The 26,592-nt window shown below is 73.4% G+C and carries 29 protein-coding genes and 1 pseudogene; 4 read left to right on the forward strand and 26 right to left on the reverse strand.

What is annotated here, in order from left to right; all coding sequences use genetic code 11:
• Positions 1-40: 40 nt before the first annotated feature.
• From FB554_RS09200 to pyrH, 3 genes are read right to left on the reverse strand one after another with little or no spacing between them, the layout of a single operon-like run.
• On the reverse strand, positions 41-925 hold the full coding sequence (locus tag FB554_RS09200; RefSeq protein ID WP_142005683.1) for a phosphatidate cytidylyltransferase: 885 nt from the start codon (positions 923-925) through the stop codon (positions 41-43).
• A 16-nt stretch (positions 926-941) separates the two neighbouring features.
• Positions 942-1,508, reverse strand: coding sequence for a ribosome recycling factor (frr, locus tag FB554_RS09205; protein ID WP_142005684.1), 567 nt, complete (start codon positions 1,506-1,508; stop codon positions 942-944).
• Positions 1,509-1,561: 53 nt separating this feature from the next.
• The gene (gene pyrH / locus FB554_RS09210; RefSeq protein ID WP_142005685.1) at positions 1,562-2,293 is read right to left on the reverse strand and encodes a UMP kinase; all 732 of its coding nucleotides are present in this window, start codon (positions 2,291-2,293) and stop codon (positions 1,562-1,564) included.
• Between the two features lie 152 nt (positions 2,294-2,445).
• Between pyrH and FB554_RS09215 the strand changes: the two genes are divergently transcribed.
• Positions 2,446-3,219, forward strand: a complete 774-nt coding sequence (locus tag FB554_RS09215) for an SGNH/GDSL hydrolase family protein (protein WP_142005686.1) — start codon at positions 2,446-2,448, stop codon at positions 3,217-3,219.
• Positions 3,220-3,572: 353 nt separating this feature from the next.
• Here the strand turns inward: FB554_RS09215 and FB554_RS09220 are convergent, their stop codons facing one another.
• The 3 genes from FB554_RS09220 to rpsB all read right to left on the reverse strand — a co-directional run bounded on the left by FB554_RS09220 (position 3,573) and on the right by rpsB (position 6,576).
• Positions 3,573-4,502, reverse strand: coding sequence for a hypothetical protein (locus FB554_RS09220; protein WP_142005687.1), 930 nt, complete (start codon positions 4,500-4,502; stop codon positions 3,573-3,575).
• Between the two features lie 211 nt (positions 4,503-4,713).
• Positions 4,714-5,541, reverse strand: coding sequence for a translation elongation factor Ts (gene tsf, locus FB554_RS09225; protein WP_142005688.1), 828 nt, complete (start codon positions 5,539-5,541; stop codon positions 4,714-4,716).
• 54 nt (positions 5,542-5,595) lie between these two features.
• Positions 5,596-6,576 carry a 30S ribosomal protein S2 gene (gene rpsB, locus FB554_RS09230; protein WP_142005689.1) on the reverse strand — a complete coding sequence of 327 codons (981 nt, stop codon included), beginning with the start codon at positions 6,574-6,576 and terminating at the stop codon, positions 5,596-5,598.
• Between the two features lie 232 nt (positions 6,577-6,808).
• On the opposite strand from rpsB, the gene FB554_RS09235 reads away from it, so the two are divergent.
• A complete protein-coding gene (locus tag FB554_RS09235) occupies positions 6,809-7,978 on the forward strand; it encodes a pyridoxal phosphate-dependent aminotransferase (RefSeq protein ID WP_142005690.1) in 1,170 nt (389 codons plus the stop codon).
• A 17-nt stretch (positions 7,979-7,995) separates the two neighbouring features.
• On the opposite strand, the gene FB554_RS09240 is transcribed toward FB554_RS09235, so the two are convergent.
• Positions 7,996-8,970 carry a DUF3152 domain-containing protein gene (locus FB554_RS09240; protein WP_170206829.1) on the reverse strand — a complete coding sequence of 325 codons (975 nt, stop codon included), beginning with the start codon at positions 8,968-8,970 and terminating at the stop codon, positions 7,996-7,998.
• A gap of 186 nt (positions 8,971-9,156) precedes the next feature.
• Here FB554_RS09240 and FB554_RS09245 point away from each other — a divergent pair, with 186 nt between their 5' ends.
• Positions 9,157-9,753 carry a M23 family metallopeptidase gene (locus FB554_RS09245; RefSeq protein WP_142005692.1) on the forward strand — a complete coding sequence of 199 codons (597 nt, stop codon included), beginning with the start codon at positions 9,157-9,159 and terminating at the stop codon, positions 9,751-9,753.
• Positions 9,754-9,773: 20 nt separating this feature from the next.
• Here FB554_RS09245 and xerC read toward each other — a convergent pair whose 3' ends face one another.
• The 16 genes from xerC to rimM all read right to left on the reverse strand — a co-directional run bounded on the left by xerC (position 9,774) and on the right by rimM (position 23,898).
• Positions 9,774-10,682 carry a tyrosine recombinase XerC gene (gene xerC / locus FB554_RS09250; protein WP_142005693.1) on the reverse strand — a complete coding sequence of 303 codons (909 nt, stop codon included), beginning with the start codon at positions 10,680-10,682 and terminating at the stop codon, positions 9,774-9,776.
• Positions 10,683-10,735: 53 nt separating this feature from the next.
• Positions 10,736-11,404: a hypothetical protein gene (locus FB554_RS17105; RefSeq protein WP_170206830.1), complete on the reverse strand. Its 669-nt coding sequence runs from the start codon at positions 11,402-11,404 to the stop codon at positions 10,736-10,738.
• A 191-nt stretch (positions 11,405-11,595) separates the two neighbouring features.
• Positions 11,596-12,717: a DNA-processing protein DprA gene (gene dprA / locus FB554_RS09260; RefSeq protein ID WP_236022353.1), complete on the reverse strand. Its 1,122-nt coding sequence runs from the start codon at positions 12,715-12,717 to the stop codon at positions 11,596-11,598.
• A complete protein-coding gene (locus FB554_RS09265) occupies positions 12,714-14,252 on the reverse strand; it encodes a YifB family Mg chelatase-like AAA ATPase (protein ID WP_142005695.1) in 1,539 nt (512 codons plus the stop codon). Before FB554_RS09265 ends, dprA begins: the two co-directional genes overlap by 4 nt.
• Positions 14,249-14,641 carry a YraN family protein gene (locus FB554_RS09270; protein WP_142005696.1) on the reverse strand — a complete coding sequence of 131 codons (393 nt, stop codon included), beginning with the start codon at positions 14,639-14,641 and terminating at the stop codon, positions 14,249-14,251. Before FB554_RS09270 ends, FB554_RS09265 begins: the two co-directional genes overlap by 4 nt.
• A 133-nt stretch (positions 14,642-14,774) precedes the next feature.
• Positions 14,775-15,098 (reverse strand): DUF2469 domain-containing protein, encoded by a 324-nt coding sequence (locus FB554_RS09275; protein ID WP_142005697.1) that lies wholly within the window; start codon positions 15,096-15,098, stop codon positions 14,775-14,777.
• Entirely contained in the window at positions 15,095-15,859 is a 765-nt protein-coding gene (locus FB554_RS09280; protein ID WP_142005698.1) for a ribonuclease HII, read from the reverse strand. The genes FB554_RS09275 and FB554_RS09280 overlap by 4 nt, the downstream gene beginning before the upstream one ends.
• On the reverse strand, positions 15,856-16,614 hold the full coding sequence (lepB, locus tag FB554_RS09285) for a signal peptidase I (protein WP_236022354.1): 759 nt from the start codon (positions 16,612-16,614) through the stop codon (positions 15,856-15,858). Before lepB (FB554_RS09285) ends, FB554_RS09280 begins: the two co-directional genes overlap by 4 nt.
• Entirely contained in the window at positions 16,611-17,852 is a 1,242-nt protein-coding gene (gene lepB, locus FB554_RS17870; protein WP_338070562.1) for a signal peptidase I, read from the reverse strand. Before lepB (FB554_RS17870) ends, lepB (FB554_RS09285) begins: the two co-directional genes overlap by 4 nt.
• Positions 17,849-18,553: a signal peptidase I gene (gene lepB / locus FB554_RS09295; protein ID WP_142005699.1), complete on the reverse strand. Its 705-nt coding sequence runs from the start codon at positions 18,551-18,553 to the stop codon at positions 17,849-17,851. Before lepB (FB554_RS09295) ends, lepB (FB554_RS17870) begins: the two co-directional genes overlap by 4 nt.
• A 44-nt stretch (positions 18,554-18,597) precedes the next feature.
• Positions 18,598-18,960 (reverse strand): 50S ribosomal protein L19, encoded by a 363-nt coding sequence (gene rplS / locus FB554_RS09300; protein ID WP_142005700.1) that lies wholly within the window; start codon positions 18,958-18,960, stop codon positions 18,598-18,600.
• A gap of 191 nt (positions 18,961-19,151) precedes the next feature.
• Positions 19,152-20,771 (reverse strand): gamma-glutamyltransferase, encoded by a 1,620-nt coding sequence (locus tag FB554_RS09305; protein WP_170206831.1) that lies wholly within the window; start codon positions 20,769-20,771, stop codon positions 19,152-19,154.
• A 221-nt stretch (positions 20,772-20,992) separates the two neighbouring features.
• Positions 20,993-22,099: a DUF418 domain-containing protein gene (locus tag FB554_RS09310; RefSeq protein WP_142005702.1), complete on the reverse strand. Its 1,107-nt coding sequence runs from the start codon at positions 22,097-22,099 to the stop codon at positions 20,993-20,995.
• A 128-nt stretch (positions 22,100-22,227) separates the two neighbouring features.
• Complete coding sequence (locus tag FB554_RS09315; RefSeq protein WP_142005703.1) at positions 22,228-22,659, reverse strand: HIT family protein; 432 nt, start codon at positions 22,657-22,659, stop codon at positions 22,228-22,230.
• A complete protein-coding gene (gene trmD / locus FB554_RS09320) occupies positions 22,652-23,386 on the reverse strand; it encodes a tRNA (guanosine(37)-N1)-methyltransferase TrmD (protein ID WP_142005704.1) in 735 nt (244 codons plus the stop codon). The genes FB554_RS09315 and trmD overlap by 8 nt, the downstream gene beginning before the upstream one ends.
• Positions 23,386-23,898 (reverse strand): ribosome maturation factor RimM, encoded by a 513-nt coding sequence (rimM, locus tag FB554_RS09325; protein ID WP_142005705.1) that lies wholly within the window; start codon positions 23,896-23,898, stop codon positions 23,386-23,388. The genes trmD and rimM overlap by 1 nt, the downstream gene beginning before the upstream one ends.
• A gap of 68 nt (positions 23,899-23,966) precedes the next feature.
• Between rimM and FB554_RS09330 the strand changes: the two genes are divergently transcribed.
• On the forward strand, positions 23,967-25,238 hold the full coding sequence (locus FB554_RS09330; protein WP_142005706.1) for an MFS transporter: 1,272 nt from the start codon (positions 23,967-23,969) through the stop codon (positions 25,236-25,238).
• A 160-nt stretch (positions 25,239-25,398) separates the two neighbouring features.
• On the opposite strand, the gene FB554_RS09335 is transcribed toward FB554_RS09330, so the two are convergent.
• The 3 genes and pseudogenes from FB554_RS09335 to rpsP form a co-directional block, all read right to left on the reverse strand.
• Positions 25,399-25,641, reverse strand: coding sequence for an RNA-binding protein (locus tag FB554_RS09335; RefSeq protein ID WP_142005707.1), 243 nt, complete (start codon positions 25,639-25,641; stop codon positions 25,399-25,401).
• 4 nt (positions 25,642-25,645) lie between these two features.
• Positions 25,646-25,888: a sunset domain-containing protein gene (locus tag FB554_RS17955; RefSeq protein WP_433997081.1), complete on the reverse strand. Its 243-nt coding sequence runs from the start codon at positions 25,886-25,888 to the stop codon at positions 25,646-25,648.
• Between the two features lie 99 nt (positions 25,889-25,987).
• A pseudogene (gene rpsP, locus FB554_RS17875) lies at positions 25,988-26,428 on the reverse strand (30S ribosomal protein S16); the annotation flags it as partial.
• Between the last annotated feature and the right edge of the window lie 164 nt (positions 26,429-26,592).

Below are 26,592 nucleotides of genomic sequence, written 5' to 3' on the forward strand. Positions count from 1 at the left end.
CGGGCGGGGTGGGTCGCGGGGCTCGGGGAGCTCGGGGAGGTCAGGTGGTGCTGACGAAGGTGAGGATGGCCCACGTCACGGGCACCGACAGCAGCATCGAGTCGAGCCGGTCCATCAGGCCGCCGTGGCCGGGGATGAGGTTGCTCATGTCCTTGATGCCGAGGTCGCGCTTGATCATCGACTCGCACAGGTCGCCGACGGTCGCCGCGACCACGACGGCGAGGCCGAGGAGCAGGCCGATCCACCAGGCGCTGTCGAGGAGGTAGACGACGGTGAGGATGCCGGCCGCGACGCACCAGACGACCGACCCGGCGAAGCCCTCCCAGGACTTCTTGGGACTGACCGTCGGCGCCATCGGGTGCTTCCCGAACAGCACCCCCGCGGCATAGCCACCGATGTCGCTCGCGATCGTCACCACGATGAACACGACGATGCGCTGCATGCCGTCGTCGGGCCGCACCAGCAGCATCGCGAACGCCACCAGCGCCGGCACGTAGATCACCGTGAGCACGCCACCGGCCGTGTCGCGCGGCACGTCGGCGCCGTGCCCGCTCGCACCCCACACGATGACCACCAGGACCGCGATGACCACGGCGGGCGCGAGCGCGGACGGGCCCCAGACGTACGCCGACACCGGCACGGCGGCAGCCGCCGCCAGCGTCGGGACCCACGGCGGGTGCACCCGCCCCTTGCCGAGCGCCTGCAGCATCTCGACCGCCCCGACGATCGAGGCGAGCGTCGCCAGCGCGACGAAGAACCGCTTGTCGAACAGCAGCGACGCCAGCACGACGGCGCCGAGCCCCACCCCGACGCCGATCGCGACGGGCAGGTTGCGCCCGGCGCGGCCGGCGGGTTTGGAGCCGCCGCTGCCGCCGGCGGCGCGCAGCTCGCGCCGGCTGCTGGGCGGCGGCGTCTCGGTGGTCATGTCGCTCGGCGGCTGCTCAGACCTCGAGCAGCTCGGTCTCCTTGCGCTTCAGCAGCTCGTCGACCTGGTCGACGTGCTTCTTGGTGAGGCCGTCGAGGTCCTTCTCGGCGCGGTTGCCGTCGTCCTCGCCCACGTCGCCGTCCTTGACGAAGCGGTCGATCTCGTCCTTGGCCTTGCGCCGGATGTTGCGCACCGAGACCTTGGCGTCCTCGCCCTTCTGCCGGGCCAGCTTGATGTAGTCGCGGCGCCGCTCCTCGGTGAGCTGCGGCAGCACGATGCGGATCAGGTTGCCGTCGTTGCTGGGGTTGACGCCCAGGTCGGACTCGCGCAGCGCCTTCTCGATGGCGGCCATCGAGCCCTTGTCGAACGGCTGGATGAGGATGGTGCGCGCCTCGGGCGTCTGGAACGAGGCCAGCTGCTGCAGCGGCGTCGGCGCGCCGTAGTAGTCGACCTCGAGCTTGTTGAACATGCCCGCGTTCGCCCGACCCGTGCGGATGCCCGCGAGGTCCTCCTTGGCGACCTCGACGGCCTTCTCCATCTTCTCCTCGGCCTCGAGCAGGCTCTCTTCGATGCTGCCGTCCATGGGCGAACTCCTCGTGCTGCGCAGTGGGTGGTGCGAACGTACGGTGCCCGGCCTCAGGCCGGCATCACCCTGGTCCCGATCTTCTCACCCTGGAGGGCCCGGGTGATGGCGCCCTCCTCCTCCATCGCGAACACGACCATCGGGATCTTGTTCTCGGCGGCCAGCGAGAACGCGGTCTGGTCGACCACGCGCAGCTCGCGCTCGAGCGCCTCCTGATAGGTCAGCTCGTCGATGCGGGTGGCGGTCGGGTCGGTCTTGGGGTCGGCGGTGTAGACGCCATCGACGCCGCTCTTGGCGACCAGCACCGCGTCGCAGCGGCTCTCCAGGGCGCGCTGCACCGCGACGGTGTCGGTGGAGAAGAACGGCATGCCCATGCCGGCGCCGAAGATCACGACGCGGCCCTTCTCCATGTGCCGGATCGCGCGACGCGGGATGTACGGCTCGGCCACCTGACCCATGGTGATCGCGGTCTGCACGCGCGTGTCGATGCCTTCCTTCTCAAGGAAGTCCTGCAGCGCCAGGCAGTTCATGACGATGCCGAGCATCCCCATGTAGTCGGCGCGCACCCGGTCCATGCCCTTGGTCTGCAGCTCAGCGCCGCGGAAGAAGTTGCCGCCGCCGATGACGACGCAGATCTGGATCCCCTCGCGGGACGCGTCGGCGATCTGGGAGGCGATGCTCTTGACCACGTCGGGGTCGAGGCCGACCTGCCCGCCGCCGAACACCTCGCCCGACAGCTTCAGCAGGAATCGCGTCTGGTCGGGGTCAGGGCGATCAGGGGTCACGCGGGAGCCTCCGTCGTGCGGTGTGGGCGGTCGAGGCAGTCTTCCACACGAGAGGGCCCGAACCCGAGTCGAGCCACGGGTTCGGGCACCGGCGCTGGTACGTTCGTCGCCGGAGTCGCCCGGCTCCACCCCTTTGGTTCCACGGAGGTCCCATGGCAGCGGTGCGCCGTTCGGCGTCGACCCTCGGTCTGCTCGCACTGGCTGCCGTCACCGTTGTGCTGTGCGTCCTCGCGCTGCGGCCGCAGTCGGCCCCCGACTCCCCCGCCGCGTCCGGCCAGGGCGGCCCCACGGCCGCCTCGCCCAGCACCCCCGGGCCCGCGTCGACGCCCAGCAGCGCCGCCTCCCAGGGACGCACGGTGGCTGTCTACGGCGACGCGATCAGCGCCGGCGGCGGGTCGATCGAGGACCCGCAGCAGCTGCCCGACCGCTCCTGGGTGGGATACCTGTCCGACCAGGGCCTGCGCTACGTCGGCGGCGAGGCCACGACCGGCGAGACCACCGCCCGCGCCGCCTCGGACCCGCCCGAGGTCGACGCCGACCTGCACGTCGCGTTCCTCGGCCTGAGCGACGCGTACGCCGGCCGCAGCATCGACCAGGTGATCGGGTCGCTGAAGGACCTGCAGACCGCCGTCTCGCCCGACTCCCCCGGCAGCTTCGTCGTGGCCGCGCTGGGCCCCGCCCGCGGGCTGAGCCCGGCGACGCTGGGCTCCTGGAACAGCGCGCTGCGCCAGGCCGCCACCGACAACGGGTGGCAGTTCGTCGACCCGTGGAGCACGCTGCGCACCGACGACTTCGGCTGGACCGAGACGCGCTTCTCCTACAACGCGACGACCCCCAGCGTCGAGGGCGCCAAGGTGCTCGGGGCCAACCTCGCCCGGGCCCTGGCCGCCGCCCCCAGCCCCACGGCCACCACCGCCACCAGCTGACCCGGCCGTCCCCGCCCGCCCGGCCCGGGCGTACGCCCGCGCCCGGCCTCCCGCGCCCGGGGACTCGCCCTCCCCGACGACGGCGGCACAGAAACCACGACGGCGGCACAGAAGTTATCTGTGCCGCCGTCGTACTTCGTGGGCCGCCGTCGACGATGCCGGGGCGGTGAGCCTGCGAGCCGACCCGGAGGAGGAGACGCGGCCAGAAGACGCGGCCAGAAGACGCTGCGTGGGCCGCCGTCGACGATGCCGGGGCGGTGAGCCTGCGAGCCGACCCGGAGGAGGAGACGCGGCCAGAAGACGCTGCGTGGGCCGCCGTCGACGATGCCGGGGCGGTGAGCCCGCGAGCCGACTCACAGCAGCTCGAGCGTCACCGGGTCGAACCAGGGCTGGTCGCTCGGGCGCAGGCCGTGGCCGATCAGGACAGCGCGCAGCCGTTCGCGGTGCAGCGCCTCGCGCCACGTCCACCGGGCTACGCCGGCGACGACGCGCCGCAGCCGGTCCTCCCGTCGCTTCTCGTCCCACAAGACCTTCGAGGCCTGGTCAGGAGTGGCGTTCGGAGGCACCCGGTACTTCACCCGGCCGTCGAACTCACCGATGAGCCGCGCTGCCTCCCAGAACGCGTCGGTCCGCCCGATGAACCCGGCGGCGTCATGAAACTCCACCTGGAGTCGCGGGCGCGGGAAGCCCAGCTGCCAGAACCCGAACCGGCTCAGTGACTCACCGGTGGACTCGGCCAGGGGATCCGCCAGGGCCGCCACAGCCTGGGCGCCCTGGCGTCCGCCGGCTCGCGGCGGCACGGCCAGCGCCTCGGCGCGCAGCTCCTCCTGCGTCACCAGACCGATGCGCACCGCGTGGTCGGCCGCCGCGAGGCCGGACTCGGGGCTGGTCCGGGCGACGTCGATCACGGTCCGTGCGGCGGAAGTCACCAGCAGACCGGAGCGCAGCTCGCCCTGTGGCAGGACGGTGGTGCGGCGCCGCCTGATGCCCGGCCGGCTGCCGGGCGCACCGTCCGGCACGAGCACCTCGACGTCGTCGGACCACGCTCCGATGATCGGCAGACCCCAGACGGCCGCAGCGCTGGGCCCGCACAGCAGCGGCGGTTCGTCCCGACGAGCTGTGACCTCGTGCGCCCGCACCAGGTGGCGACTGCGGGCGTCGAGCTCGGTCCACGCGTCGGCGCGGACGTACGCATCACGCCGCAGCCGCACGTAGTCACCCCCGCCCGCGCGCCGGCGCTGCGCCGTCGAGAGCACCATGGCGGCAAGTTCGACCTGTTCCATGGGCCAAACCTGACAGCCGAGCGGGCCGCGAAACGCTATCCACAGGCGGAACTTCCCGCGTTTCCCAGCGCCCGACGACGGCGGCACAGAAACCACGACGGCGGCACAGAAGTTATCTGTGCCGCCGTCGTACTTCATGTGCCGCCGTCGACGATGCCGGGGCGGCCAGAAGGCGCCACACGGAACCGCCGCCGACGGATTGCGCGTCCGGTCAGACGCCGACCTTGAAGCGGGCGAAGCCGGTGACCGTCGCGCCGCCCTCCTCGGCGACCTTGCCGACGGTCTTCTTGGTGTCCTTCGCGAACGGCTGCTCCAGGAGCACGTTGTCCTTGAAGTAGGAGTTGACCCGGCCCTCGACGATCTTGGGGAGCGCAGCCTCGGGCTTGCCCTCCTCCTTCGCCGTGGCCTCGGCGACGCGACGCTCGTTCTCGACCGTGGCGGGGTCGACCTCGTCACGGCTGAGGACGGTGGGGCTGAAGGCCGCCACGTGCATCGCGACGTCGCGAGCCACCTGCTCGTCGCCACCGGCGGTGGCCACCAGGACGCCGATCTGCGCGGGCAGGTCGGGGCTGGTCTTGTGCAGGTAGGCCACGACGTTGTCGCCCTCGAGGCGCGCCAGGCGACGCAGCTCGATCTTCTCGCCGATCGCGGCGTTGGCCTCGTCGAGGACCTCCTGGACGGTCTTGCCGTCGAGGTCGCTCGCGAGCAGCGCCTGCGGGTCGGCCGCGCCGACCTTGACGGCCTGGCCCAGCACCCGCTCGGCCAACTCGCCGAACTTCGCGCCCTTGGCGACGAAGTCGGTCTCGCAGTTGATCTCCAGCATCGTGCCGACGCCGCCCTCGACGGCGGCAGCGACCAGGCCGTTGGACGCCGAGCGCCCCTCGCGCTTGGTGACGCCCTTGAGGCCCTTGACCCGCAGGATCTCGGCGGCCTTGCCCTGGTCGCCGTCGGCCTCGTCGAGCGCCTTCTTGACGTCGAGCATGCCGGCGCCGGTCTGCTCGCGCAGGGACTTGATGTCAGCGGCGGTGTAGTTCGCCATGTGCGTGCTTCGCTCCTTCGCGAATGTCAGCGGTGGATGTACGACGCAGCCGGCTCAGGCCTGCTGCTCGCCCTTGGCCTGCTCGCCCTGAGCCTGCTCGCCCTGGGCGACGCCCTCGGAGACCTCGGCGGCCTGGCGCTCGGTGGCCTCGGCGACCGCGGTGGTCTCCTCGGCCGGGGCGCCGGCGGTGTCGACCGCGGCGGTCTCGTCGGCGGCCTTCGCGGTGGAGGTCGGGCCGGTGACGGTGTCGCTGTCGGCAGCCGCACCCTCGGAGGCCAGCAGCTCGCGCTCCCACTCGGCCATCGGCTCCTGGGCGGCGTCGGCGCTCTCGCCCGACTTGCCCTGCGAGCGCGAGATCAGACCGTCGGCGACGGCGTCGGCGACGACGCGGGTGAGCAGCGTGACGGAGCGGATCGCGTCGTCGTTGCCCGGGATCTTGTAGTCGACCTCGTCGGGGTCGCAGTTGGTGTCGAGGATCGCGATGACCGGGATGTTCAGCTTGCGCGCCTCGGTGACCGCCAGGTGCTCCTTCTTGGTGTCGACGACCCAGACCGCCGACGGCACCTTGGCCATGTCACGGATACCGCCCAGGGTGCGCTCGAGCTTGTCCTTCTCGCGCTTGAGGACGAGCAGCTCCTTCTTGGTGCGGCCCGAGCCCGCCACGTCGTCGTAGTCGATCTCCTCGAGCTCCTTGAGCCGGGTCAGACGCTTGTGGACGGTGTTGAAGTTGGTGAGCATGCCACCGAGCCAGCGGTGGTTGACGTAGGGCATCCCGACCCGGGTCGCCTGCTCGGCGATCGACTCCTGCGCCTGCTTCTTGGTGCCGACGAACAGGATCGTGCCGCCGTGGGCCACGGTCTGCTTGATGAAGTCGTACGCGTCGTTGAGGTAGGTCAGCGACTGCTGCAGGTCGATGATGTAGATGCCGTTGCGCTCGGTCATGATGAAGCGCTTCATCTTGGGGTTCCAGCGACGGGTCTGGTGCCCGAAGTGGACGCCGCTCTCCAGGAGCTGGCGCATGGTGACGACGGCCATGCCGAGGTCCGCCTTTCGTTGTGAGGTTTCCAGTTGTTCGACGCCTCGAGGGCGTCATGCCTGGTGTCCTGACGCGCACCCCCGCCACGCGAGGTGGCGGACTGCGGACGCGCGCCCCGGCAAGGCAGCCGGAGCAGGACACGCGAATTCGACCCGTCGGGACGGGTCGTGTCTCCAGCGTACGCCAGCAGCGCCGTTCTGCGGAAATCTCACCGGCCGTACGCTGGCGGGGATGGACACTCCCCTCGTGCCTCGCATGCGCCGGTTCGGCACCACGATCTTCGCGGAGATGTCGCAGCTGGCGACCCGCACCGGTGCGGTCAACCTCGGGCAGGGCTTCCCCGACACCGACGGCCCCGCCCTGATCAAGGACGCCGCCGAGCGGGCGATCGCCACCGGCGACGGCGGCGCGAACCAGTACCCGCCCGGCCGCGGCGTGCCCGCGCTGCGCGAGGCGGTGGCCGAGCACCAGCGCACCCGCTACGGCCTCGAGCTCGACGCGGAGACCCAGGTCATCGCCACGGTCGGCGCGACCGAGGCGATCGCGGCGAGCGTGCTCGCGCTGTGCGCACCCGGCGACGAGGTGGTGACCTTCGAGCCCTACTACGACTCCTACACCGCGATGTTCGCCCTCGCCGGCGCGGAGCACCGCACGTGCACCCTGCGCGCGCCGACGTACGCCATCGACGAGGACGAGCTGCGCGCCGCCTTCTCACCGCGCACCCGCGTGGTGCTGCTGAACACCCCGCACAACCCGACCGGCAAGGTGTTCACGCGCGCCGAGCTGCAGCTGGTGGCCGACCTCGCCCGCGAGTTCGACGCGGTGGTGGTGACCGACGAGGTCTACGAGCACCTGACGTTCGACGGCGCCGAGCACGTGCCGATGGCGTCCCTGCCCGGGATGGCCGAGCGCACCCTGACCATCGGTTCGGCCGGCAAGTCGTTCTCGCTCACCGGGTGGAAGGTCGGCTGGCTGTCCGGGCCCGCCGAGCTGGTGCAGGCGGCGCTCACCGTGAAGCAGTACCTCACCTTCTCCGGCGGCGGCCCGTTCCAGCTGGCCGTGGCCGAGGGGCTGCGGCACGGCGGTGACTTCCTCGCGGAACTGCGCACCGACCTGGACCGCCGGCGGCACCTGCTGGTCGACGGACTGCGCAGCGCGGGGTTCGAGGCGTGGCTGCCGCAGGGCACCTACTTCGCGGTGGCCGACGCAGCGCCGCTGGGGTGGACCGACGCGACCGAGCTGTGCTGGAAGCTGCCGGAGCTGTGCGGCGTCGTCGCGATCCCGGTGTCGGCCTTCCACGACGACCCGGCGGCCAACGCGAGCCTGCTGCGGTTCGCGTTCTGCAAGGACGACGCGGTGGTCACCGAGGGCGTCGAGCGGTTGCAGCGCCTGCGGCGCTGACCGCGGGCGGGCCCGGGTCAGCCGCGCGTGACGGTCGGGTAGATGTTGGGCCGGCAGCCCTGGAGCCCCTTGGACTGCTGCAGCATCACCGGCGCGAGCCGACCCTTGCCGCCGCAGCTCACGTGCGGGTGACCGAGCTCGTGCCCGACCTCGTGGTTGATCTGGTAGGTGCGGTAGTCCGCGCCGCGCCCGGCGTACGACGGGGTCGCCGTGGCCCAGCGGCGGTAGTTGAGCACGGCGGTGTCGTGGTTGGCACACGACCAGGTGCCGTCGGTGCTCAGCGGCTTGCACATCTGGTCGGTCTTGTCGGGCGACACCAGCGCGATGGTCAGCTTGGGCCTGGCGCCCTTCTTCAGCTCCTCGGGCGTGACCTGCACGAACCGCACGCCGTCCTGCTTCTGCCAGCCCTTGGGGTCGCGCAGCGTCTGGCCGACCGTCCGCGCGGCGGCGACCTTGTCGATGCCGAGCCCTTCCTCGACCTGGAAGGCATAGGTGACGACGCGACCCTTGCCGCGGGTGTCGTCGCCCGGCACGAGAACGGGCGTGAGCCGGCCGTTGCCGCGGTCGGGCACGGCGGTTTGCGACGCGGTGGGCTTGGCGGACTTGGTGGGCTTGTCGGAAGGGGTGGCCTTCGCGGTGCTGCGGGAGGCCGACAGCTCGGGGGTGGGTGTGGCCGACGAGGGCGTCGCGGCCTCGCTGTGCGCCTCGCTCGGGGTGGCGGCAGCGGGGGCGGGCCCGCCCCGGCTTGCGCCGGACACCGCGGCGAGCGAGCCGTTGACCTGGGCGGGCGCGTCGGCGGCCCGGGCGACACCGATGGCCGCGCTGCCCGTGGCGAGCACCACCAGCGTGGCGGCGATGGCGCGGCGGGTGCCGAGCGGCAGCGACGGCGGCTGCCGGTGCCGCCCGGGCGCGGGGGCGGCATGGCGCGGGGTGCGCGTCGAGACGACGGACGTCGGTCGGCCGGCGCGACGGTGCCGGCGGGTCTGCTCCACGACCAGCACCGTAGCGAGGGCGGACCCCCGCAGGGGTGAGCCACGCCACATCTGGGGACAACCTCGTCCAGGGCGCCCGGACCTGTCGACCCCCGCCGTCCACACGTACGTCGGCGGCCGGCTCGTCGTGCACAGGCCCGGCTCGCACCGTTGCCGGACGCGGCTGCCCACCGCGATGGTCTGGCCATGGGGACCTTCGCCTGCTCGCTGCTGCTGACCGCGCTCGGCGCCTGCGCGGCGGCGCCCGCACCGCCGCTGGCGCTGCGCGCGGCGCCACTGACGGCCGCGGCTGCCACGGGCGCGAGGCCACCGGACGCGCTGGCTCCGGACGCGCCGGTGCCGGGCGGGCAGGACCCGGCACCGGCGTACGGATTCGGCTGGCCGCTGCAGCCGCAACCGCCGGTGGCCCGGGCGTTCGAGCAGCCACCGCAACCGTGGGCGGCCGGTCACCGCGGGGTCGACCTGACGGGCGCAGCGGCCCAGCCGGTGCTCGCGGCAGGTCCGGGCCGGGTGACCTTCTCCGGCGTGATCGCCGGGCGGGGTGTCGTCACGGTGGAGCACGCGAACGGGTGGCGCACGACGTACGAGCCGCTCGAGACCCGGGTCGGACAGGGGGCGCAGGTCGAGCGCGGCGACCGGATCGGCACGCTCACCGCCGCGTCGTCGCACTGCTCCCCGGCGGCCTGCCTGCACTGGGGCCTGGTGGTCGCGCCCGACGACTACCGAGATCCGTTGACACTGCTGCAGATCCAGCGTGTCGTGCTGCTCCCGCTCGACGGGTAGGCGGGCGTCGCTCCGGCGGGTCAGGCGCGGGGGTGCGCCTGCTGGAACGAGCGCCGCAGCCGTTCGGTGGAGACGTGGGTGTAGATCTGCGTCGTCGACAGCGAGGCGTGCCCGAGCAGCTCCTGCACCATGCGCAGGTCGGCCCCGCCCTCGAGCAGGTGCGTCGCGGCGCTGTGCCGCAGCCCGTGGGGTCCGAGGTCGGGCGCGTCGGGCACGTGGGCGAGCAACTGGTGCACGACCTCGCGCACCTGCCGCGGGTCGACCCTGCGGCCGCGCCGGCCGAGGAAGACCGCGGCCTGGCTCTCCCCCGTCACGAGCTGGGGACGTCCGCGCACCAGCCAGGCCTCGATCGCCTCGGCGGCGGGCACGCCGAACGGGACGGTGCGCTGCTTGTCGCCCTTGCCGGTGACGCGCACCGTGCGCTGGTCGCGATCGAGGTCGTCGACGTCGAGGCCGACGAGCTCGCTGACCCGGATGCCGCTGGCGTAGAGCAGCTCGAGCATGGCGCGGTTGCGCAGGTGCACGGGGTCGGCGTCGTCGGAGGCGACCGTCGCGACGTCGAGCAGGGCGGTCGCCTCGCGCTGGCGCAGCACCCCCGGCAGGTGCTTGCTGCGGCGCGGTGCGAGCAGACGCAGCGACGGGTCGGTGTCGACGTGACCGGTGCGCAGCGCCCAGCGGAAGAAGGTGCGCGCCGCGGCCGACCGGCGGGCGATCGTCGAGCGCGCGGCGCCGCTCTCGGACATGGCGGCCAGCCAGCTGCGCAGGTCGGCCAGCCGCACATCGCGCCACGCGCCGATGCCCGCACCGGTCAGGTGGGTCGCGAGGTGGCGCAGGTCGCCGACGTACGCGCGCTGGGTGTGCGCCGACCGGTTGCGCTCGGAGCGCAGGTGCCGCTCGAACGCCTCGATCAGGTCGGCCAGGTCACTCACCCGCCCAGCCTAGGCAGGCGCGCGGCGCCGGGCCCGCAGGCGCGGCGCGTCGATCAGGGCTGCGCGGGTGACGTCGATCCGGTCGCCTGGTCACCCGTCGTGCTCGGGGTGGCGGCCGGCGCGGGAGCGCTCGCCGGGTCGCTCGCGCCGGAGGTCGCCGGCGTCGTGGTGCTGGGCGTCGGGCTGCTCGTCGAGCTGCTGGTCGAGGTGCCGGTCGTCGAGGAGCTCGAGCTGCTCGACGTGCTGGTCTCGGCACTGCGCTGACCGCCGCACGGCACGATGGTCACGCTCAGCGTGCCGCTGCGCAGCAGGGTGCAGCCGTCGGCGCTGTAGACGGAGTAGCCGATGGTGGCCGACGTGACGTTGGGCGTGCTCACCCGGAAGCTCAGCGTCGGGGTGGTCGCGCTCCTGGCCGCCACGCAGGTGGAGGTCGTGCCGCAGGTGCTGGTGCAGCTGCCGCGGGTGATGCTCGGGCTGCCCTGCAGACTGCCCTGCCCCGGCGTGACGCTCGTGATGGTCACGACCGCATCCGTGCTCATCGTGGAAACCAGGCTCAGGGTGACGGAGACGTCGGAGAAGTTGCTGCCCGTGCGGCAGGCGGTCAGCGCGGTGACGGTCACCTGGCCGGACGCCGCGTAGACCGGCACGACGGCACCGACGGCCACGGCCGGCGCCGTCCACGCGGCACCCTTGGCAACAGCACGTCTCGAGATCGCGGACATGTGCGGACTCCCCACCCCAGTTCGTGGCCCCAGGCCCGGCGGCGTTCCCCCACCGCCGGACGAGAACAGGGCTCGTTCCTCAGAACGTAGGTCACCCGGACGGGCGTGGCGAACGCTCAGCGACTTGTTGCACAGATCACTCTCGCCTGAAACAACGCGCGTCGGCCCGACCCACCCGGCACCGCCCCGGCTCACACGCGCAACCAGCCGCGCCCGTCGTGCTCGGCGAGCCCGCGCGCCTCCAGGGTCGCGAGCAGCGTCTGGGCGCGGATCAGCTCCAGCCCGGCCGAGAGGCTCACCTTCGTCGCGTCGCTGGTCCTGCTGCGGCTGAGCGCCTCCCACACCGCGAACTCCTCGGGGTCCAGCGCGTCCTGCGGCCGCTCCGGGCTCCGGCGCAGCGGCACCAGGTGCTCGCCCATGCGACCGACCTGCTCGAGCACGTCGTCGGCACCGGTGACCAGCACCGCGTCGGTCTCGCGCAGCAGCTCGTGCGCGCCCGCGCTGGACGCCGACGTGACCGGCCCTGGCACCGCCATGACGGGTCGGTGCAGCTCGCCGGCCCACCGCGCGGTGTTGAGCGAGCCGGACCGCAGACCGGCCTCCACCACGACGGTCCCGCGGCTCAGCGCGGCGATCATCCGGTTGCGCGCGAGGAACCGCGAGCGCAGCGGCGCGGTGCCGGGCGGCGCCTCGGTGAGCACCACTCCCCCGTCGGCGATGTCGACCAGCAGCTGGGAGTGCACCAAGGGGTAGGCCCGGTCGATGCCGCACGCGAGCGCGGCGACGGTCGGCCCTTCCGCGGCCAGGGCGCCGCGGTGGGCGGCGCCGTCGATGCCGTACGCCGCTCCGGACACCACGACCGCGCGGGCCGCGGTGAGCCCGAACCCGATCTCGGACGCCACGTGCTCGCCGTACGCCGTCGCACCCCGAGCGCCCACGACCGCCACTCCGCGCTCGGTCAGCTCGTCCAACCGGCCGGACCCGCGCAGCCACAGGCAGTGCGGCGGGCGCTCGAGCTCGTCGAGGGCGTCGGGCCACTCGTCGTCGCCGGGCACGATCACCCGCGACGCGCTCCAGCGGGTCGCGCGCAGATCGGCCTCGAGGTCGAAGTGCGCGACGCGGGTTGCGGCGCGGCCCTTGATCGAGCTGCTGCCGGACAGCAGCCGCACCACCGCCTCGACGTGCCCGAAGCCGGCGATCTCCTGGTAGGCGCCGGCGAGCAACGGGTCGGTGAGGCGGGCCAGAGCCATCCGCGCCCGCCGCTCCGCCTCGTGCGGGTCGTCGGTGCCGAGCAGGTCGCTCGTCGTCGTCACGCCGCCACCTCCGGGATGCGGCCGCGCATCGCGAGCGCGCGCAGGACGTCGTCGGGCCCGGGCCGCTCGCGCCCGGCCAGGTCGCCGATGGTCCAGGCGACCCGCAGCACCCGGTCGTAGCCGCGCAGGGTCAGCGACCCCCGCTCGAGCGAGGAGTCCAGCAGCCGGGTCTCGGCGGCGGGCAGGCGCCAGGCGCTCTCGCGCAGCAGCGCACCGGGCACCGCACCGTTGATGGTCCAGGTGGTCCGGCGCCACCGGTGGGCCTGACGCTCGCGGGCCTCGGCGACCCGGCCGGCGACGACCGCGCTGCTCTCTCCCGGCCCGCTGCGCAGCGCGGCGCGGCTCACCGGCAGCACACTGAGCTGCAGGTCGACGCGGTCGAGCAGCGGCCCGGACAGCTTGGCCAGATAGGTGCGTTGCACGAGCGGCGTGCAGGTGCAGCCCTCGCCGCGACCGACGCGGCGTCCGCAGCGGCACGGGTTGGCCGCGAGGATCAGCTGGAAGCGCGCCGGGAAGCAGACCATGCCCTGCCCCCTGGCCACGGTGACACGCCCCGACTCCAGCGGCTGGCGCAGCGCCTCGAGCACGTCGCGGCGGAACTCCGGCACCTCGTCGAGGAACAGCACCCCGCGGTTGGCGCGGGAGATCGCCCCGGGGCGCACCCGACCCGTGCCGCCGCCGATGATCGCGCTCATCGACGCGCCGTGGTGCGGCGCCACGAACGGCGCGCGGTCGATCAGCGCCCGGTCGCCGAGCTCCCCGAGCACCGAGTGGACGGCGGTGACCTCGAGCGCCTGGGGCCGCGTCAGCCGCGGCAGCAGCCCGGGCAGCCGCTCGGCCAGCATCGTCTTGCCGGCGCCCGGCGGGCCGATCATCGCCAGGTGGTGGCCGCCCGCGGCCGCGATCTCCAGCGCCGCCCGCGCCTCGTCCTGCCCGGCGACGTCGGCGAGGTCCGGCCCCTGCTCGTCGTACGTCCGCAGCGGCTCGGGAATCGGGCGCGGCTCGACCGCTCGCCCGCGGTGCAGGTCGCGGCAGCGGCGCACCAGCTCGGCCAGGTCGGCGACCGGCACCACCTCGACGCCGTCGACGAGCGCGGCCTCGGCGGCGTTGGCGACCGGCACGACGACCGTGCGCACCCCGGCCGCGGCCGCGGCGAGCACGGCGGGCAGGACCCCGGGCACCGAGCGCACGGTGCCGTCGAGCCCGAGCTCGCCCAGGTGCACCACCCCCGCGACCTGCTCGGCCGGCACGGTCTGGCTGGCCGCCAACACCGCCACGGCGATCGCCAGGTCGAAGCCGGCCCCGGTCTTGGGCAGCGACGCCGGCGACAGGTTCACCACGATGCGCTGCCCGTGCATCGGCAGGTCGGAGTTGGTGATCGCGGCGCGCACCCGCGACGGCGACTGCGCGCACGCCGTGTCGGGCATCCCGCTGATCCCGAAGTGGGGCAGGCCCGGACCGGTGTCTGCCTCGACGTCGACGAGCGTGCCCTCGATGCCGGTCACCGCGACGCAGCGCGTGCTCCCCAGGCTCATCCGGTCACGCCCTCGACGTGCAGGATCTGCGGCGGCGCGGAGCCGTCGACGATCACCCCGATGACGTCGATGCGCACGTCGCCCGTGCCGGGGCCGTGCGCGCGGCACCAGGCGGCCGCCAGCCTGCGCAGCCGCGCCGCCTTGGCCCAGGTGATCGCCTCCAGCGGCGACCCGTAGGCCAGCGAGCGACGGGTCTTGACCTCGACCGCGACCACGCAGGCGCCGTCGGGCGTGCGCGCCACGATGTCCAGCTCACCCTCGCGCCCGCACTGCCAGTTGCGGTCGAGCACGGCGTATCCCTGGTCGCCCAGGTAGCGCACCGCCATGTCCTCGCCGAACCTGCCGAGCGCGCCGCGCACCCCTGTCGCGGCCTGTCGTCCGGTCGCCATCGGCACCACCTCCTGGCACCACGGTGGCCAGGGACGGGACCGCCCACCAGGGCGCGGAGCGGGCCTGTGGAAACCGCTGGCGCCGACGACGCCCTGTGCACGACGGGCCGCCGCCGGCGCGGACGTACGGCGCTCAGCCGGGGAAGGTGTCGCCCTTGGGGATCTCGATGTCGGACTTGGCGATCTCCTCGACGTTGACGTCCTTGAAGGTGATCACCCGCACCTTCTTCACGAACCGCGCCGGGCGATAGACGTCCCACACCCAGGCGTCGGTCATCCGCACGTCGAAGAAGACCTCGCTGCCCTCGCCGCGCACCTGCAGGTCGACGTCGTTGCACAGGTAGAACCGGCGTTCGGTCTCGACCACGTGGCTGAACAGCCCTACGACGTCTCGGTATTCGCGATAGAGCGCCAGCTCCTGCTCGGTCTCGTAGCGCTCCAGGTCCTCCGCACTCATACGAGCTCCTCCATCGGCGTGGACGCGGCGTCGGCCCGGGTCGCCCCGGTGTGCGCCTGCTCCTCGACCCCTTCGACAGCCTCGACCACCTCGGCCTGCGCCGCGGCGAACCGGCGCCACGACCGGCGGTGCTGCACGCACGGCCCGTGCTCGTCGAGCGCGTCGAGGTGCTCCTTGCAGGAGTAGCCCTTGTTGCCGGCCCAGCCGTAGTGCGGGTGCTCCTGCGCCATCTCGACGAGCATGCCGTCGCGCTCGACCTTGGCGAGCACGCTCGCGGCCGCCACCGACGAGCAACGCATGTCGGCCTTGATCATCGTGCGCACCGGGGGCGTCACCGGCCCGTCGTCGCCGAACGCGAACAGTCCCGCGCGGGCCGGGTCGGTGAGCCAGTCGTGGTTGCCGTCGAGGATGACCAGGTCGGGCACGACGTCCAGCTGCGCCAGCGCACGCGTGCCGGCGAGCCGCAGGCACGCCATGATGCCGAGCTCGTCGATCTCGGCGGCCGAGGCGTGCCCGACGGCGTACGCCCTCGCCCAGCGCCGCACCTTCGGCACCATCCGCTCGCGCGCCTGCGGCGACAACAGCTTGGAGTCGCGCACCCCCTGCGGCACCGTGCGGGTGCTCTCGTCGACCACGACGACGCCGACCGACACCGGGCCGGCGAGCGCCCCGCGGCCGACCTCGTCCATCCCGGCGAGCAGGGCGTAGCCCTCGCGCTGCAGCGACCGCTCGACGCGCAGGGTGGGCTTGCGCGGGGTCATCGGGACGGCACCTGGCTGAACACGGCGCGCCCGTCGGGCGGGGTGCCGAACCGGCCGATGGGCCAGACGACGGCCCACACCTTGCCGGTGACGACCGAGGTGGGGACCGAGCCCTCGGTCCCGCCGGAGCGGCCGTCGTGGGCGCGGGAGTCCTCGGAGTTGCTGCGGTTGTCGCCCATGACCCACAGGCGGCCGTCGGGCACCCGCACGTCGAAGGGCACCGCGCTCGGCTGCACGCCGGGGCTGAGATAGGTCTCGTCGATCGCCGCGCCGTTGACCGTGATGCGGCCCCGGTCGTCGCAGCAGACCACGTGGTCGCCGCCGACGCCGATCACCCGCTTGACCAGGTGCTGCTCGCCCGCGGGGTAGAGCCCGACGAACTGCAGCGCCCGCTTGGCCGCGCCGCCCACGCCCTCGCTCTCGGGCACCGGCGGCAGCCAGCCGTTGGGGTCCTCGAACACCACGATGTCGCCGCGCTGCAGGTCGTCGTTGCTGCCGGGCAGCTTGTTCACGACGATCCGGTCACCGGTGATCAGCGTCTGCTCCATCGACCCCGACGGGATCCAGAACGGCTGCACCAGGAACGTCTTGACCAGGAACGACAGCGCGATCGCGATGGCCACGACCATGGTGTACTCGCGCACCCGCCACCAGAACCCGTGCCGGGCCGGCTGGGGCTGGGGCGGTGTCTCGGGCTCGGTGTCGCGATCGCGTGCGGTCGCGTCGGTCTCGTCGCGCGAGGCGTCGTCGGTCACGGATCGTTCACCTTGTCGAAGGTCGAGGAGTAGTCGCTCAGCCACCCCATCCTGCCAACCGGCCACACGATGACCACCGCGCGCCCCGTGATCTTGTCGATCGGGACCGACCCGGCCCGGCCCGTGCCGTCGTCGTGGTAGCGCGAGTCGGAGGAGTCCGAGCGGTGGTCGCCCATCACCCAGACCCGCCCCGCGGGCACCCGCACGTCGAACCGCAGGTCGCTGGGGTTGTCACCGGGCTGCACGTAGGGCTCGGTCAGCGGGGTGCCGTTGACGGTCAGCCGCTGCTGCCGGTCGCAGCACGCCACCCGGTCGCCGGGCATCCCGATCACCCGCTTGATCAGGTGGTTGTCGCCCGCCGGGTAGAGCCCGACGAACTCCAGCGCGGTCGCCACCGGCCCGCGCTCGGGCGTCTGGGTCTGCAGCCAGCCGCCCGGGTCCTCGAACACCACGACGTCGCCGCGGTTCAGGTCGAACGGCCCCGGGGTCAGCTTGCTCACCACGACCCGGTCGCCCTCGATCAGCGTCTGGTTCATCGACCCCGACGGGATCCAGAAGGGCTGCGCCAGGAAGGTCTTGACGAGGAAGGAGATGACCAGCGCGATCGAGATCACCAGGCCGACCTCGCGCAGGAAGACCAGCCACCCGCTGCGGCGCGGCTCGTCGTCCTCGGAGCTATCGGCCTCCTCCCCCTCCTGCCGTACGCCGTCCGCCGGCTCGTCCTGACCGGCGCCCTGGCCAGCACCCGGCTCGGCCCGGCCGGCACCCCGGCCGGCACCCGGCTCGGCCTGGCCGGCCTCCTGCCCGGCGACGGGCGCACCCGCGCCGGGCAGGCGTACGGGCCGGTCGTGCTGCGGCAGCCGCAGGGCGGGCTGGGTGGCGGCCTCGTCGCGGCCGGCCTCCGGGGCGGGATCGCGCGGCGTCGCCCCGGGCAGCGCGTGCCGGGACTGGGCCTGGGTGGTCTCCCCGTCGGACGGCGGCGAGGTCTGCTCGGCCTCGCGGGCGTGCAGCGCGCTCAGGTCGATGCTGCGGGTGCGCCCGCCGTCGAGGGCCTGGATCTCGACCGTCTCCTCGGTCGGCTCCGGCCCGTCGGCCTGCCCGCCCGGGCGGCGCTCCGGCTGCGGCCGCCCCGCGCGCTCCGGCTCCGCGCGCTCCGGCCCACGCGCGCCCGAGGACTCCCCGGAGCGCCCACCGAAGCCGGGCAGCCGCCGGCGGCGGCCCTCGTCGGCGTCGCTCACAAAGGTCCCCGATCCGTGGTGAGGGTGGCGGAGGCCTCGAGGCCCCCGGCGCGGTCCAGCGGCCAGTATCTCCCGACCACCTGGCCGATCACGTCATCGACCGGCACCGTGCCGCCGCCCGGGCTGCCGAGGTGGTGCCGGGAGTCCTCGGAGGCGCCGCGGTTGTCGCCCATCACCCAGAGGCGACCCGGCGGGACCGTGATGTCGAACGGGCTGAACGTGCCGGTGCGGCTGGCGTACGGCTCGGCCAGCGGCCGCCCGTTGACGCTCACCCGCCCGGCCCCGTCCATGCGCACCCGGTCGCCGCCGACACCGATGACGCGCTTGACGTAGTCGGCCTCGCCCTGGCGCACGCCGATCGCCTGACCGGCCTTGCGCACCAGCTCGGCGACCCCCGTGGCGGGCGCCTGCTCGAGGTCGGGCCCGAGCGAGCGCCGACCGTCGAACACGATCACGTCGCCGCGGCGCACCTCGTCGGCCGAGGGCTTCCAGACCACGATCCGGTCGCCGCCGGCGAGCGCCGGCTCCATCGACCCGGTCGGCACGGTGAACGTCTCGACCACGAGCCCGCGGGCCAGGACGATCACCGCGAGCGCGACGAGCAGCAGCAGCGGCCAGCGCCGCCGGGAACGCGACGACGGCGCGACCCGGGAATCGGTCGCGCCGTCGTCGGACGATGCGGGGGTGGCGGGCTCGGTCATGGCCAGGCGAGCGTAACGGCGCCGGCTGTGGCCCGCGCTCCGCCTCAGGCCTGGTTGGCCGGGGTCTCGCGCTTCTCGCGGATCTTGGCAGCCTTGCCGCGCAGGTCGCGCAGGTAGTACAGCTTCGCGCGACGCACGTCACCGCGGCTGACCAGCTCGATGTGGTCGATCACCGGGGTGTGCAGCGGGAAGGTGCGCTCGACACCGACACCGAAGCTGACCTTGCGGACGGTGAAGGTCTCGCCCACGCCCGAGCCGTGGCGGCGGATCACGACGCCCTTGAAGACCTGGACACGGGAGCGGCTGCCCTCGATGACCTTGACGTGGACGTTGACGGTGTCACCCGCGCGGAAGTCGGGGACGTCGTCCCGCAGGCTGGCCGCGTCGAGGGCGTCGAACTTCTTCATCGTGTGCTTCTCTCTCGTGGCGCCACAGGTCGCCACCGTCGAATGATCGGGTGCGCGTGCGCTTGTGTCGGCCGCATGACCGGGGGCGAGCTGGCCCTCCGTCACTCCCCCTGCGGCGGGGGCCGAACCGTGCACGACGCGACCACCCATGGTGCCAGATCCCGCGTCGTCCCGCGAAATCGTACGTCCGCTCAGGCCGTGAGATAACCGGCCGAGCGGCGGGGGTCGGCGTGCGAGGAGATGGTGCGGCGGTCCCAGTCCACGTCGAGGGCCTGGGTCGAGCCGAAGTCGACGCGCCGGGCCCGCGGGACGACCTCGACGCGGTAGCCGCGCTGCGTCATCGCCTCGCGCAGCGCCGCCGTCTCCAGCTGCAGCCGCCCGTCGTCCAGCAGGAACCGGTCGGCCGGCACCGCTTGGGCCAGGCTCTGCCCGTGCAGCGCCCACCGGGTCACCACGTGCGCGGTGGTGTTGGGGATGTAGCGGCCGCCGGGCGTCCCGATCACCAGCACCGGGCGGCGCCGGTCGTCCAGCAGCATCGACGGCGCGCTCCAGGTGACCGAGCGGCGGCCGGGCTCGGGCTGGTTCGCGTCGGTGCTGCCGATGTCGTCGAACCGGCCGATCTGGTCGTTGAGGAAGAAGCCCGCGACGTACTGCCCGCTCCCCCAGTAGTTGGTGATCGTGTTGGTCATCGACACCGCCGTGCCGTCGGCGTCGACCACCGAGACGTGCGTGGTGTTGGGGGCACCGGCGTACGGCTTGGTGCCGGCGGTCGGCTGCGCCGGCAGCGACCGGGCCAGCCGGGCGTTCTCGCTCGGGTCGGTGAGCCGGTCCACCGGCACCGAGACGAAGTCGGGGTCGCCGAGCACCGTCTGCACCGAGCGGTCGGCCACGTCCCACGCCTTCGACTGCAGGTCGACGAACTCCGCCGAGCCGGGCTCGGCGTCACCGATGCCCGCCGCCTCCGCGATCTGCAGCATCTGGATGATCGCCGCGCCGGGCAGGGCCGGCGCACCGGACAGCACGGTGAAGTCGCCGAACGGGCCGCTCGCGGGCGCCCCCTTCTGGATCCGGTACGCCCCGAGCGAGCGCAGGTCGATGCCGTCCACCTTCGCCAGCTGCCGGGCCAGCGCGCCGCGGTAGAAGTCGTCGGGACCCTCGGCGCCGAGCCGGCGCATGGTCGCGGCGAGGTCGCGCTGCACCAGCCGCTGCCCCTCGGCCAGCGGCCGCCCACCGGCGCCCTGGAAGTGCTTCAGCGACCGGGTCACCCGGCGCCCGAGCGGCGCGCCGATCGTGTCGGCGAGGTATCTCGAGACCGGTGCGCCGTCCTCGGCCAGCGCCACCGCCGGGGCCAGCAGGTCGGGCCACGCCACCGTGCCGTGGTCCTCGTGCAGCCGCGCCATCCCCGCCACGAACCCGGGGATGCCCGTGCCCGACTCGGGCACCTTGCCCGAGGCGTCGGCGACCTCGCGGTAGTCGTAGTTGGCGGTCGCGCCGCCCTTGACCACGATCGCCGCACCGCCCCCGCCGATCCCCGACGACGCCGGCTGCAGCACAGCGTCCGCGAACGCGGTGGCGATCGCCGCGTCCACCGCGTTGCCCCCGTCGCGCAGCACGTCCATGCCGGCCCGGCTGGCCAGCGGGTGACCCGAGCTCACGCCGTACGTCCCCAGCCGGGGCCGCGCGGACGTCGCCGGGGCCGGGGTGGAGGAGGTGGGCGCGGGCGTGCCCTCGGAGCTGCTGGTCGCCGGGCTGCGCGAGCCCTGCCCGGTGCACGCCGCCAGCGGCAGCGCCAGGGACGCCGCTGCCAGCACCCGCCGCCGCGACGGCCCCCTGCGCCCCCCGCGCTCCTCGCCGCCGCTCACACCATCTGTCGCGCTCGGTCGCACTCCGCTCCGGCCGCGTGCTCCTTCGTCGCCCGCAACCTGCGCTGCGCGCTCCTCGCCGCTCACACCATCTGTCGCGCTCGGTCGCACTCCGCTCCGGCCGCGTGCTCCTTCGTCGCCCGCAACCTGCGCTGCGCGCTCCTCGCCGCTCATGGAGCCACCGGCCTGGTCGCCCCACCCACCGGCCGCAACCACGAGGCGCGCACCACCCGCTCCAGCGGGCCGATGGCGTACCTGCTGCGCCAGACCCAGGAGAAGACCAGCAGCCCGACCACGATCACCGCGCTCAGCACCATGCCGCCCGCCAGCGTCTCGGCCTTGCCCGTGGCGGCCAGCACCAGGTAGTGCCCGACGTAGCAGGTCAGCGCCAGCTGCCCGGCGTAGACCAGCGGCCGCGCCAGCGTGGCGATCCGGTCCCAGAACCGCAGCAGCAGCCCCAGCACCAGGATCGCGCCGCCCACGCTGCTGATCAGCCACAGCGGCATCTGCCCGTGCGCGGCACCGGTGAGCAGCTTGAGGTATCCCTCCTCGGCGGAGGCCCCGAGCAGCCCCGGCGTCACCAGGCTGACCGCGAGGCCGCCCACCGCGGCCACCCCGCCCCACAGGATCATCGCGTGCTGCGTGGGCCGACGGCTCAGCTCGAGACCGGCGACCCACATCCCGACCATGAACGGCACCGCCCAGCTGAGCAGCGGGTAGGGCCCGGACACCAGCGAGCTGTGCACGACCTGCCCGACCGGGTCGGTCAGCGCCACCGGCTCGGTCAGGTGCCGCACGGCCGCACCGGCCGAGGTGTGCATGACGATCACGACCGGACCGGCCACCGCCCAGACCAGGGTGAGCCACAGCAGGGCGCTGCGCGGGACGTACTGCAGCGCCAGCGCCAGGGCGAACAGCAGACCGTACGTCGGCAGGATCACCCCGATCTGCGGCGTGAGCAGCTGCAGTGCCAGGCCGCCGAAGAACAGCAGCCCGGCACGCCACAGCAGCACCGGCCAGCGGCGGGCGTCGTCCCGGCGCGAGCGCAGGAAGAACGACATCCCGAGGCCGGCGATGAGCACGAACAGGATCGACGCGCGGCCGTACGGCGCCAGGTAGAGCCGCCCCAGCACCCCCTCGGTGCGGGTCGGGCCGACGTTGACGATCACCATGCCGACCATCGCGAGCCCCCGGGCAGCATCGATCGCCAGCAGGCGTCCGGTGCCGGACTGCCGCTGGGCACGGGTCGACGGGGTCGGTTCGGTCGAGCGGGCCATGAGGTCGGGCTCCCGTCAGGTGCGGGACGGGCCTTCGCAGGTACGCATGTCACGCCGACACTAGGCCGGTCGCCTGGGAGCCGCATGGGTCTGCGCTGTTCGCCGGAGCAACGGCGCACGGGCGGGCGTCAGCCCGACGGCGCCTCGAGCGCGCGGGCGAGGCGCGCGGCGTAGTCGGCCGACTCGTTCGCGTCGGCGTACTTCGTGCGCGGCCAGAAGAACCCGCGCAGCCCGTCCCCCTTGGTGCGCGGCACGACGTGCTGGTGCAGGTGCGGCACCGACTGGCTGACCACGTTGTTGTTCGCCACGAACGCCCCCTGCGCCCCGAGGCCGTCCGTCACCGCGCGCACCAGCCGCTGCTGCAGGTCGACCCACTCCAGGTGCAGCTCGGCGGGCAGGTCGAGCAGGGTCTCCAGGTGCTCGCGCGGGACGAGCAGGGTGTGCCCCTTGAACACCGGCCGCGCGTCGAGGAAGGCCACGAACCGGTCGGTCTCCAGCACCACGTCGGCGGTGGTGTCGCCGGCGACGATCGCGCAGAAGACGCAGGCCCGCTCAGCCACGGTCGCCCTCGACGCCCGGCTCGACCTCCAGCGCCGCGAGGGCGGCGAGCAGGTCGGGCCGGCGCTGGGCGGTGCGGTCGAGGCGCTGCTGGTGGCGCCACGCCGCGATCCTGCCGTGGTCGCCCGACAGCAGGATCTCGGGCACCGAAAGCCCTTGCCACACAGCGGGTTTGGTGTAGATCGGGTATTCCAGCAACCCGTCCTCGTGCGACTCCTCGACGAGCGACTCGGCGTTGCCCACCACGCCCGGGAGCAGCCGCGCGACCGCCTCGACGATCGCGAGCACGGCCACCTCTCCCCCGTTGAGCACGTAGTCGCCGAGCGACACCACGCGCACGTCGAAGGTCTCCCGCGCCTTCTCGTAGACGCGCTCGTCGATGCCCTCGTAGCGCCCGCACGCGAACGCGATCCACGGCTGCTCGGCGAGCTCGCGGGCCATCGCCTGGGTGAACCGCTCCCCGCCGGGACCCGGAATGATCAGGACCGGTCGCGAATCTCCTTGCGCCGCAACGTGTTCCAGCGCCTCGCCCCACGGCTGGGGCTTCATGACCATGCCGGCGCCACCGCCGTACGGCGTGTCGTCGACGGTCCGGTGGCGGTCGTGGGTGAAGTCGCGCAGGTCGTGCACGTGCAGGTCGACGATGCCGTCGCGGCGGGCCTTGCCGATGAGCGACAGGTCCAGCGGCGCGAGGTAGTCCGGGAAGATCGTGACGACGTCGAGCCGCATCACGACTCCAGGTCGAGCAGGCCCGGCGGCGGGTCGAGCACCACGCGCCCGCCCTCGAGGTCGACCTCGGGGACCATCTCCGCCACGAACGGCACGTACGCCCTCCCCCCGTCGGCCTTCTCGATCTCCAGCAGGTCCTGGGCCGGCCGGGTGTGCAACGCGGCCACCCGACCGATCTCGGCACCGCCCGTGTCGACCACCGACAGACCGACCAGGTCGTCGGCGTACCACCCGTCCTCGTCCTCCTCCGGCTCGGTGGAGGCGGCGAGCAGCCGGGTGCCGCGCAGCTGCTCGGCGGCGGTGCGGTCGGGCGCCTCCTCGAACGCCAGCAGTTGGATGCCGTTGTGCACGCGCGCCGAGCGCAGGGTGAGCGGGCCCCGCTCGGGCGGCTCGGTCACGAACGCGGCGCCCGGCACGAACCGCTCCTGCGGCGCGTCGGTGTGCAGCTGCACCGTCACCTCACCCTTGAGCCCGTGCGCCTTGCCGATGCGCGCGACCACCACGTCCGTCATGGCGCCCATCCTGGCAGGAGCGCCGATATGGCCCCGCGCGCGGCCCGGCGAACCTACGCTCGCGAAGCATGACCTCGCCGCACGTCACCCCTCCGCTGGTGCGCGACCCGCACGCCGACCCGGTCGAGCGCGCCTCGGGCGGCTGGATCGCCCGCGTGTCCCTGACCTGCATCGCCATCTGGATCGGCATGTACGGCCCGATCCAGGTGCTGCTCGGCCTGCAGGCCGCGCGCTTCTCCCCCGACCACAAGGAGCTGACGCTCGGCATCGTCACCGGCGCCGGCGCGGCGGTGTCGACGATCGCGACGCCGCTGTTCGGGGCGCTGTCGGACCGCACGACGTTCCGGATGGGGCGTCGGCTGCCCTGGGTGGTGGGCGGCACGATCGGTGGCGCGGCCTCGCTGGTGCTGCTGGCGTACGCGCCGGGCGTGGGCGTGATGATCCTCGGCTGGTGCCTGGTGCAGGCGTTCCTGCACGCCGCGATGGCGGCGGTGCTCGCGGCGATCCCCGACCAGGTGCCGGTCGACCAGCGCGGTGCGGTGAGCGGGTGGTTCGGCGTCACCCAGACCCTCGGCGTCGTGGTCGGCACCGGCGTCGCGGCGACGGTCGGCGGCATCCGGGCGGGCTACATCGCCTGCGCGGCGCTGCTGCTGGTCTTCGCCCTGCCGTACGTCCTGCGCAGCAACGACATCCACCTGCCGCGCACGCACCTGCGGGCGTTCAGCTGGCGGGAGTTCGCGCGCGGATTCTGGATCGACCCGCGCCAGCACCCCGACTTCGGCTGGGCCTGGCTGACCCGGTTCATCATCAACCTGTCCAACGCGATCGGGCTGCTCTACCTGCTGTACTTCCTCACCGACGCCGTCGGCCGCGCGGACCCGCCGGGCGACCTGTTCGTCCTCACCCTGATCTACGCCGGCTGCCTGATCGTCACGGCCGTCGTCTTCGGGGTGCTGTCCGACCGGGTCGGCCGCCGCAAGATCTTCGTCATCGCCTCCGGCTTCGTCATGTGCGTCGCCGGCTTCACGCTGGCCTTCAGCCCGACCTGGACCGGCGCGCTGGTCGGCGCGGTGCTGCTCGGCTCGGGCTTCGGGGTCTACACCGCCGTCGACTTCGCGCTGATCACCCAGGTGCTGCCGGTCGCGACCGACCGCGCCAAGGACCTCGGCGTCGTCACCATCGCCGCCTCCCTGCCGGCGGTGCTCGCCCCCGTGGTGGCCGCCCCGATCATCGCCGCGTTCGCGGACAAGTCCACCGGCTACCGGGTGCTCTACCTCGTCGCCAGCCTGATCGGTCTCGTCGGCGCCTCGCTGGTGACCCGGATCCGCTCGGTGCGCTGACCAGCCCCACCCGCCCCCGGCGTACGCCCGCCGCCCCCCGGTGACGACGGCGGCACAGATACCACGACGGCGGCACAGAAGTTATCTGTGCCGCCGTCGTACTTCATGGGCCGTCGTCGACGATGCCGGGGCGGGGAGCCTCCGAGCCGTGTCCGGTGCGTCAGCGCACGCGATCGGTGTCGACGATGTCGACCCGGACGCTCTTGCCGCCGGCGAGCGCGCCGATGACGGTGCGCAGCGCAGAGGCCGTACGTCCGGAGCGGCCGATCACGCGCCCCAGGTCGTCGGGGTGGACCCGCACCTCGAGCAGGTCACCGCGGCGGCCCTGCTTGTGGCGCACGACGACCTCGTCGTCGTGGTCGACGATGCCCTTGACCAGGTGCTCCAGCGCTTCCTCGAGCACCGGATCAGGCCTCGGCCGACTCGCCGTCGCCGGCCTGGGCAGCCTCGCCACCGGCCGGCTCGAAGCCCGCGGCCTTGGCGGCGTCGGCGGAGCGGAACCAGACCTCGGCCTCGGTGGAGTCGTACCAGCGCGAACCCGGCACGTGGTACTTCATCGAGTCCTTGTTGCCCTTGACGTCGAAGCCCGCGGGAGCGGAGCCGTCGGCGTTGGTGCGGGCCGAGTCGGGGCCGAAGTCGCCCTCGGTCACCGAGGCGTCGACGACCTCCTTGCGGATGTCGGCCTTGCCCTCCTCGACCGGGACCTCGGTCTGCGGCGCGGCGGTCGCGGCGGCGGCCTCGTCGGCAGCCTCCTGCTTCTCGCCCTTGGCCTCGGGGGTCTCGGTCTTCTTCTCCGCCTTCTTCTTGGCGGTGGTCGCGCCGCCCTTGGCGGAGCTGTCGTCGGCGTTCTGCGCGGAGGCCAGCGCGGCCTCGTACAGCGCCTTCTTGTCCGGCTTCGGCTCGGCGACCTGCAGGGTGCCCTCGGCACCGGCCTCGCCCTTGTGCTTCTGCCAGTCACCGGTGATCTTCAGCAGCGCGGCGACCTGCTCGGTCGGCTGCGCGCCGACGCCCAGCCAGTACTGCGCGCGCTCGGAGTCGATCTCGATGAGGCTCGGCTGCTCCTTGGGGTGGTACTTGCCGATCTCCTCGATCGCCCGGCCGTCGCGCTTGGTGCGCGAGTCCATGACGACGACGCGGTACTGCGGCTGGCGGATCTTGCCGAGGCGCTTCAGACGAATCTTGACGGACACGTGGTGTGTCTCCTGTTTCTGTGTCAGGTGAGGCACGGCGAGACCGGGTGGGGAACACGCGGGGAGCCGCAGCTCGGGGGTAGGCGTGCGGCCACGAGGTAGAGGGCTCGAGACGCACGGGTACGCCGCAACAGTGTGCCAGAGACGGGCCGGAGCCCGGAAAT

This window comes from Barrientosiimonas humi, assembly GCF_006716095.1.
GTDB lineage: Bacteria > Actinomycetota > Actinomycetes > Actinomycetales > Dermatophilaceae > Barrientosiimonas > Barrientosiimonas humi.

Coding starts and splice junctions, on each gene's coding strand:
- FB554_RS09200 (WP_142005683.1), bottom strand. CDS start 925: ATGACCACCGAGACGCCGCCGCCCAGCAGCCGGCGCGAGCTGCGCGCC.
- FB554_RS09235 (WP_142005690.1), top strand. CDS start 6,809: ATGGACACTCCCCTCGTGCCTCGCATGCGCCGGTTCGGCACCACGATC.
- rimM (WP_142005705.1), bottom strand. CDS start 23,898: ATGACGGACGTGGTGGTCGCGCGCATCGGCAAGGCGCACGGGCTCAAG.
- rplS (WP_142005700.1), bottom strand. CDS start 18,960: ATGAAGAAGTTCGACGCCCTCGACGCGGCCAGCCTGCGGGACGACGTC.
- FB554_RS09275 (WP_142005697.1), bottom strand. CDS start 15,098: ATGAGTGCGGAGGACCTGGAGCGCTACGAGACCGAGCAGGAGCTGGCG.
- FB554_RS09245 (WP_142005692.1), top strand. CDS start 9,157: ATGGGGACCTTCGCCTGCTCGCTGCTGCTGACCGCGCTCGGCGCCTGC.
- frr (WP_142005684.1), bottom strand. CDS start 1,508: ATGGACGGCAGCATCGAAGAGAGCCTGCTCGAGGCCGAGGAGAAGATG.
- FB554_RS09270 (WP_142005696.1), bottom strand. CDS start 14,641: ATGGCGACCGGACGACAGGCCGCGACAGGGGTGCGCGGCGCGCTCGGC.
- FB554_RS09220 (WP_142005687.1), bottom strand. CDS start 4,502: ATGGAACAGGTCGAACTTGCCGCCATGGTGCTCTCGACGGCGCAGCGC.
- FB554_RS17105 (WP_170206830.1), bottom strand. CDS start 11,404: ATGTCCGCGATCTCGAGACGTGCTGTTGCCAAGGGTGCCGCGTGGACG.
- lepB (WP_142005699.1), bottom strand. CDS start 18,553: ATGACCGAGCCCGCCACCCCCGCATCGTCCGACGACGGCGCGACCGAT.
- FB554_RS09330 (WP_142005706.1), top strand. CDS start 23,967: ATGACCTCGCCGCACGTCACCCCTCCGCTGGTGCGCGACCCGCACGCC.
- FB554_RS09280 (WP_142005698.1), bottom strand. CDS start 15,859: ATGACCCCGCGCAAGCCCACCCTGCGCGTCGAGCGGTCGCTGCAGCGC.
- trmD (WP_142005704.1), bottom strand. CDS start 23,386: ATGCGGCTCGACGTCGTCACGATCTTCCCGGACTACCTCGCGCCGCTG.
- tsf (WP_142005688.1), bottom strand. CDS start 5,541: ATGGCGAACTACACCGCCGCTGACATCAAGTCCCTGCGCGAGCAGACC.
- rpsB (WP_142005689.1), bottom strand. CDS start 6,576: ATGGCCGTCGTCACCATGCGCCAGCTCCTGGAGAGCGGCGTCCACTTC.
- FB554_RS09310 (WP_142005702.1), bottom strand. CDS start 22,099: ATGGCCCGCTCGACCGAACCGACCCCGTCGACCCGTGCCCAGCGGCAG.
- FB554_RS09215 (WP_142005686.1), top strand. CDS start 2,446: ATGGCAGCGGTGCGCCGTTCGGCGTCGACCCTCGGTCTGCTCGCACTG.
- FB554_RS09265 (WP_142005695.1), bottom strand. CDS start 14,252: ATGAGCCTGGGGAGCACGCGCTGCGTCGCGGTGACCGGCATCGAGGGC.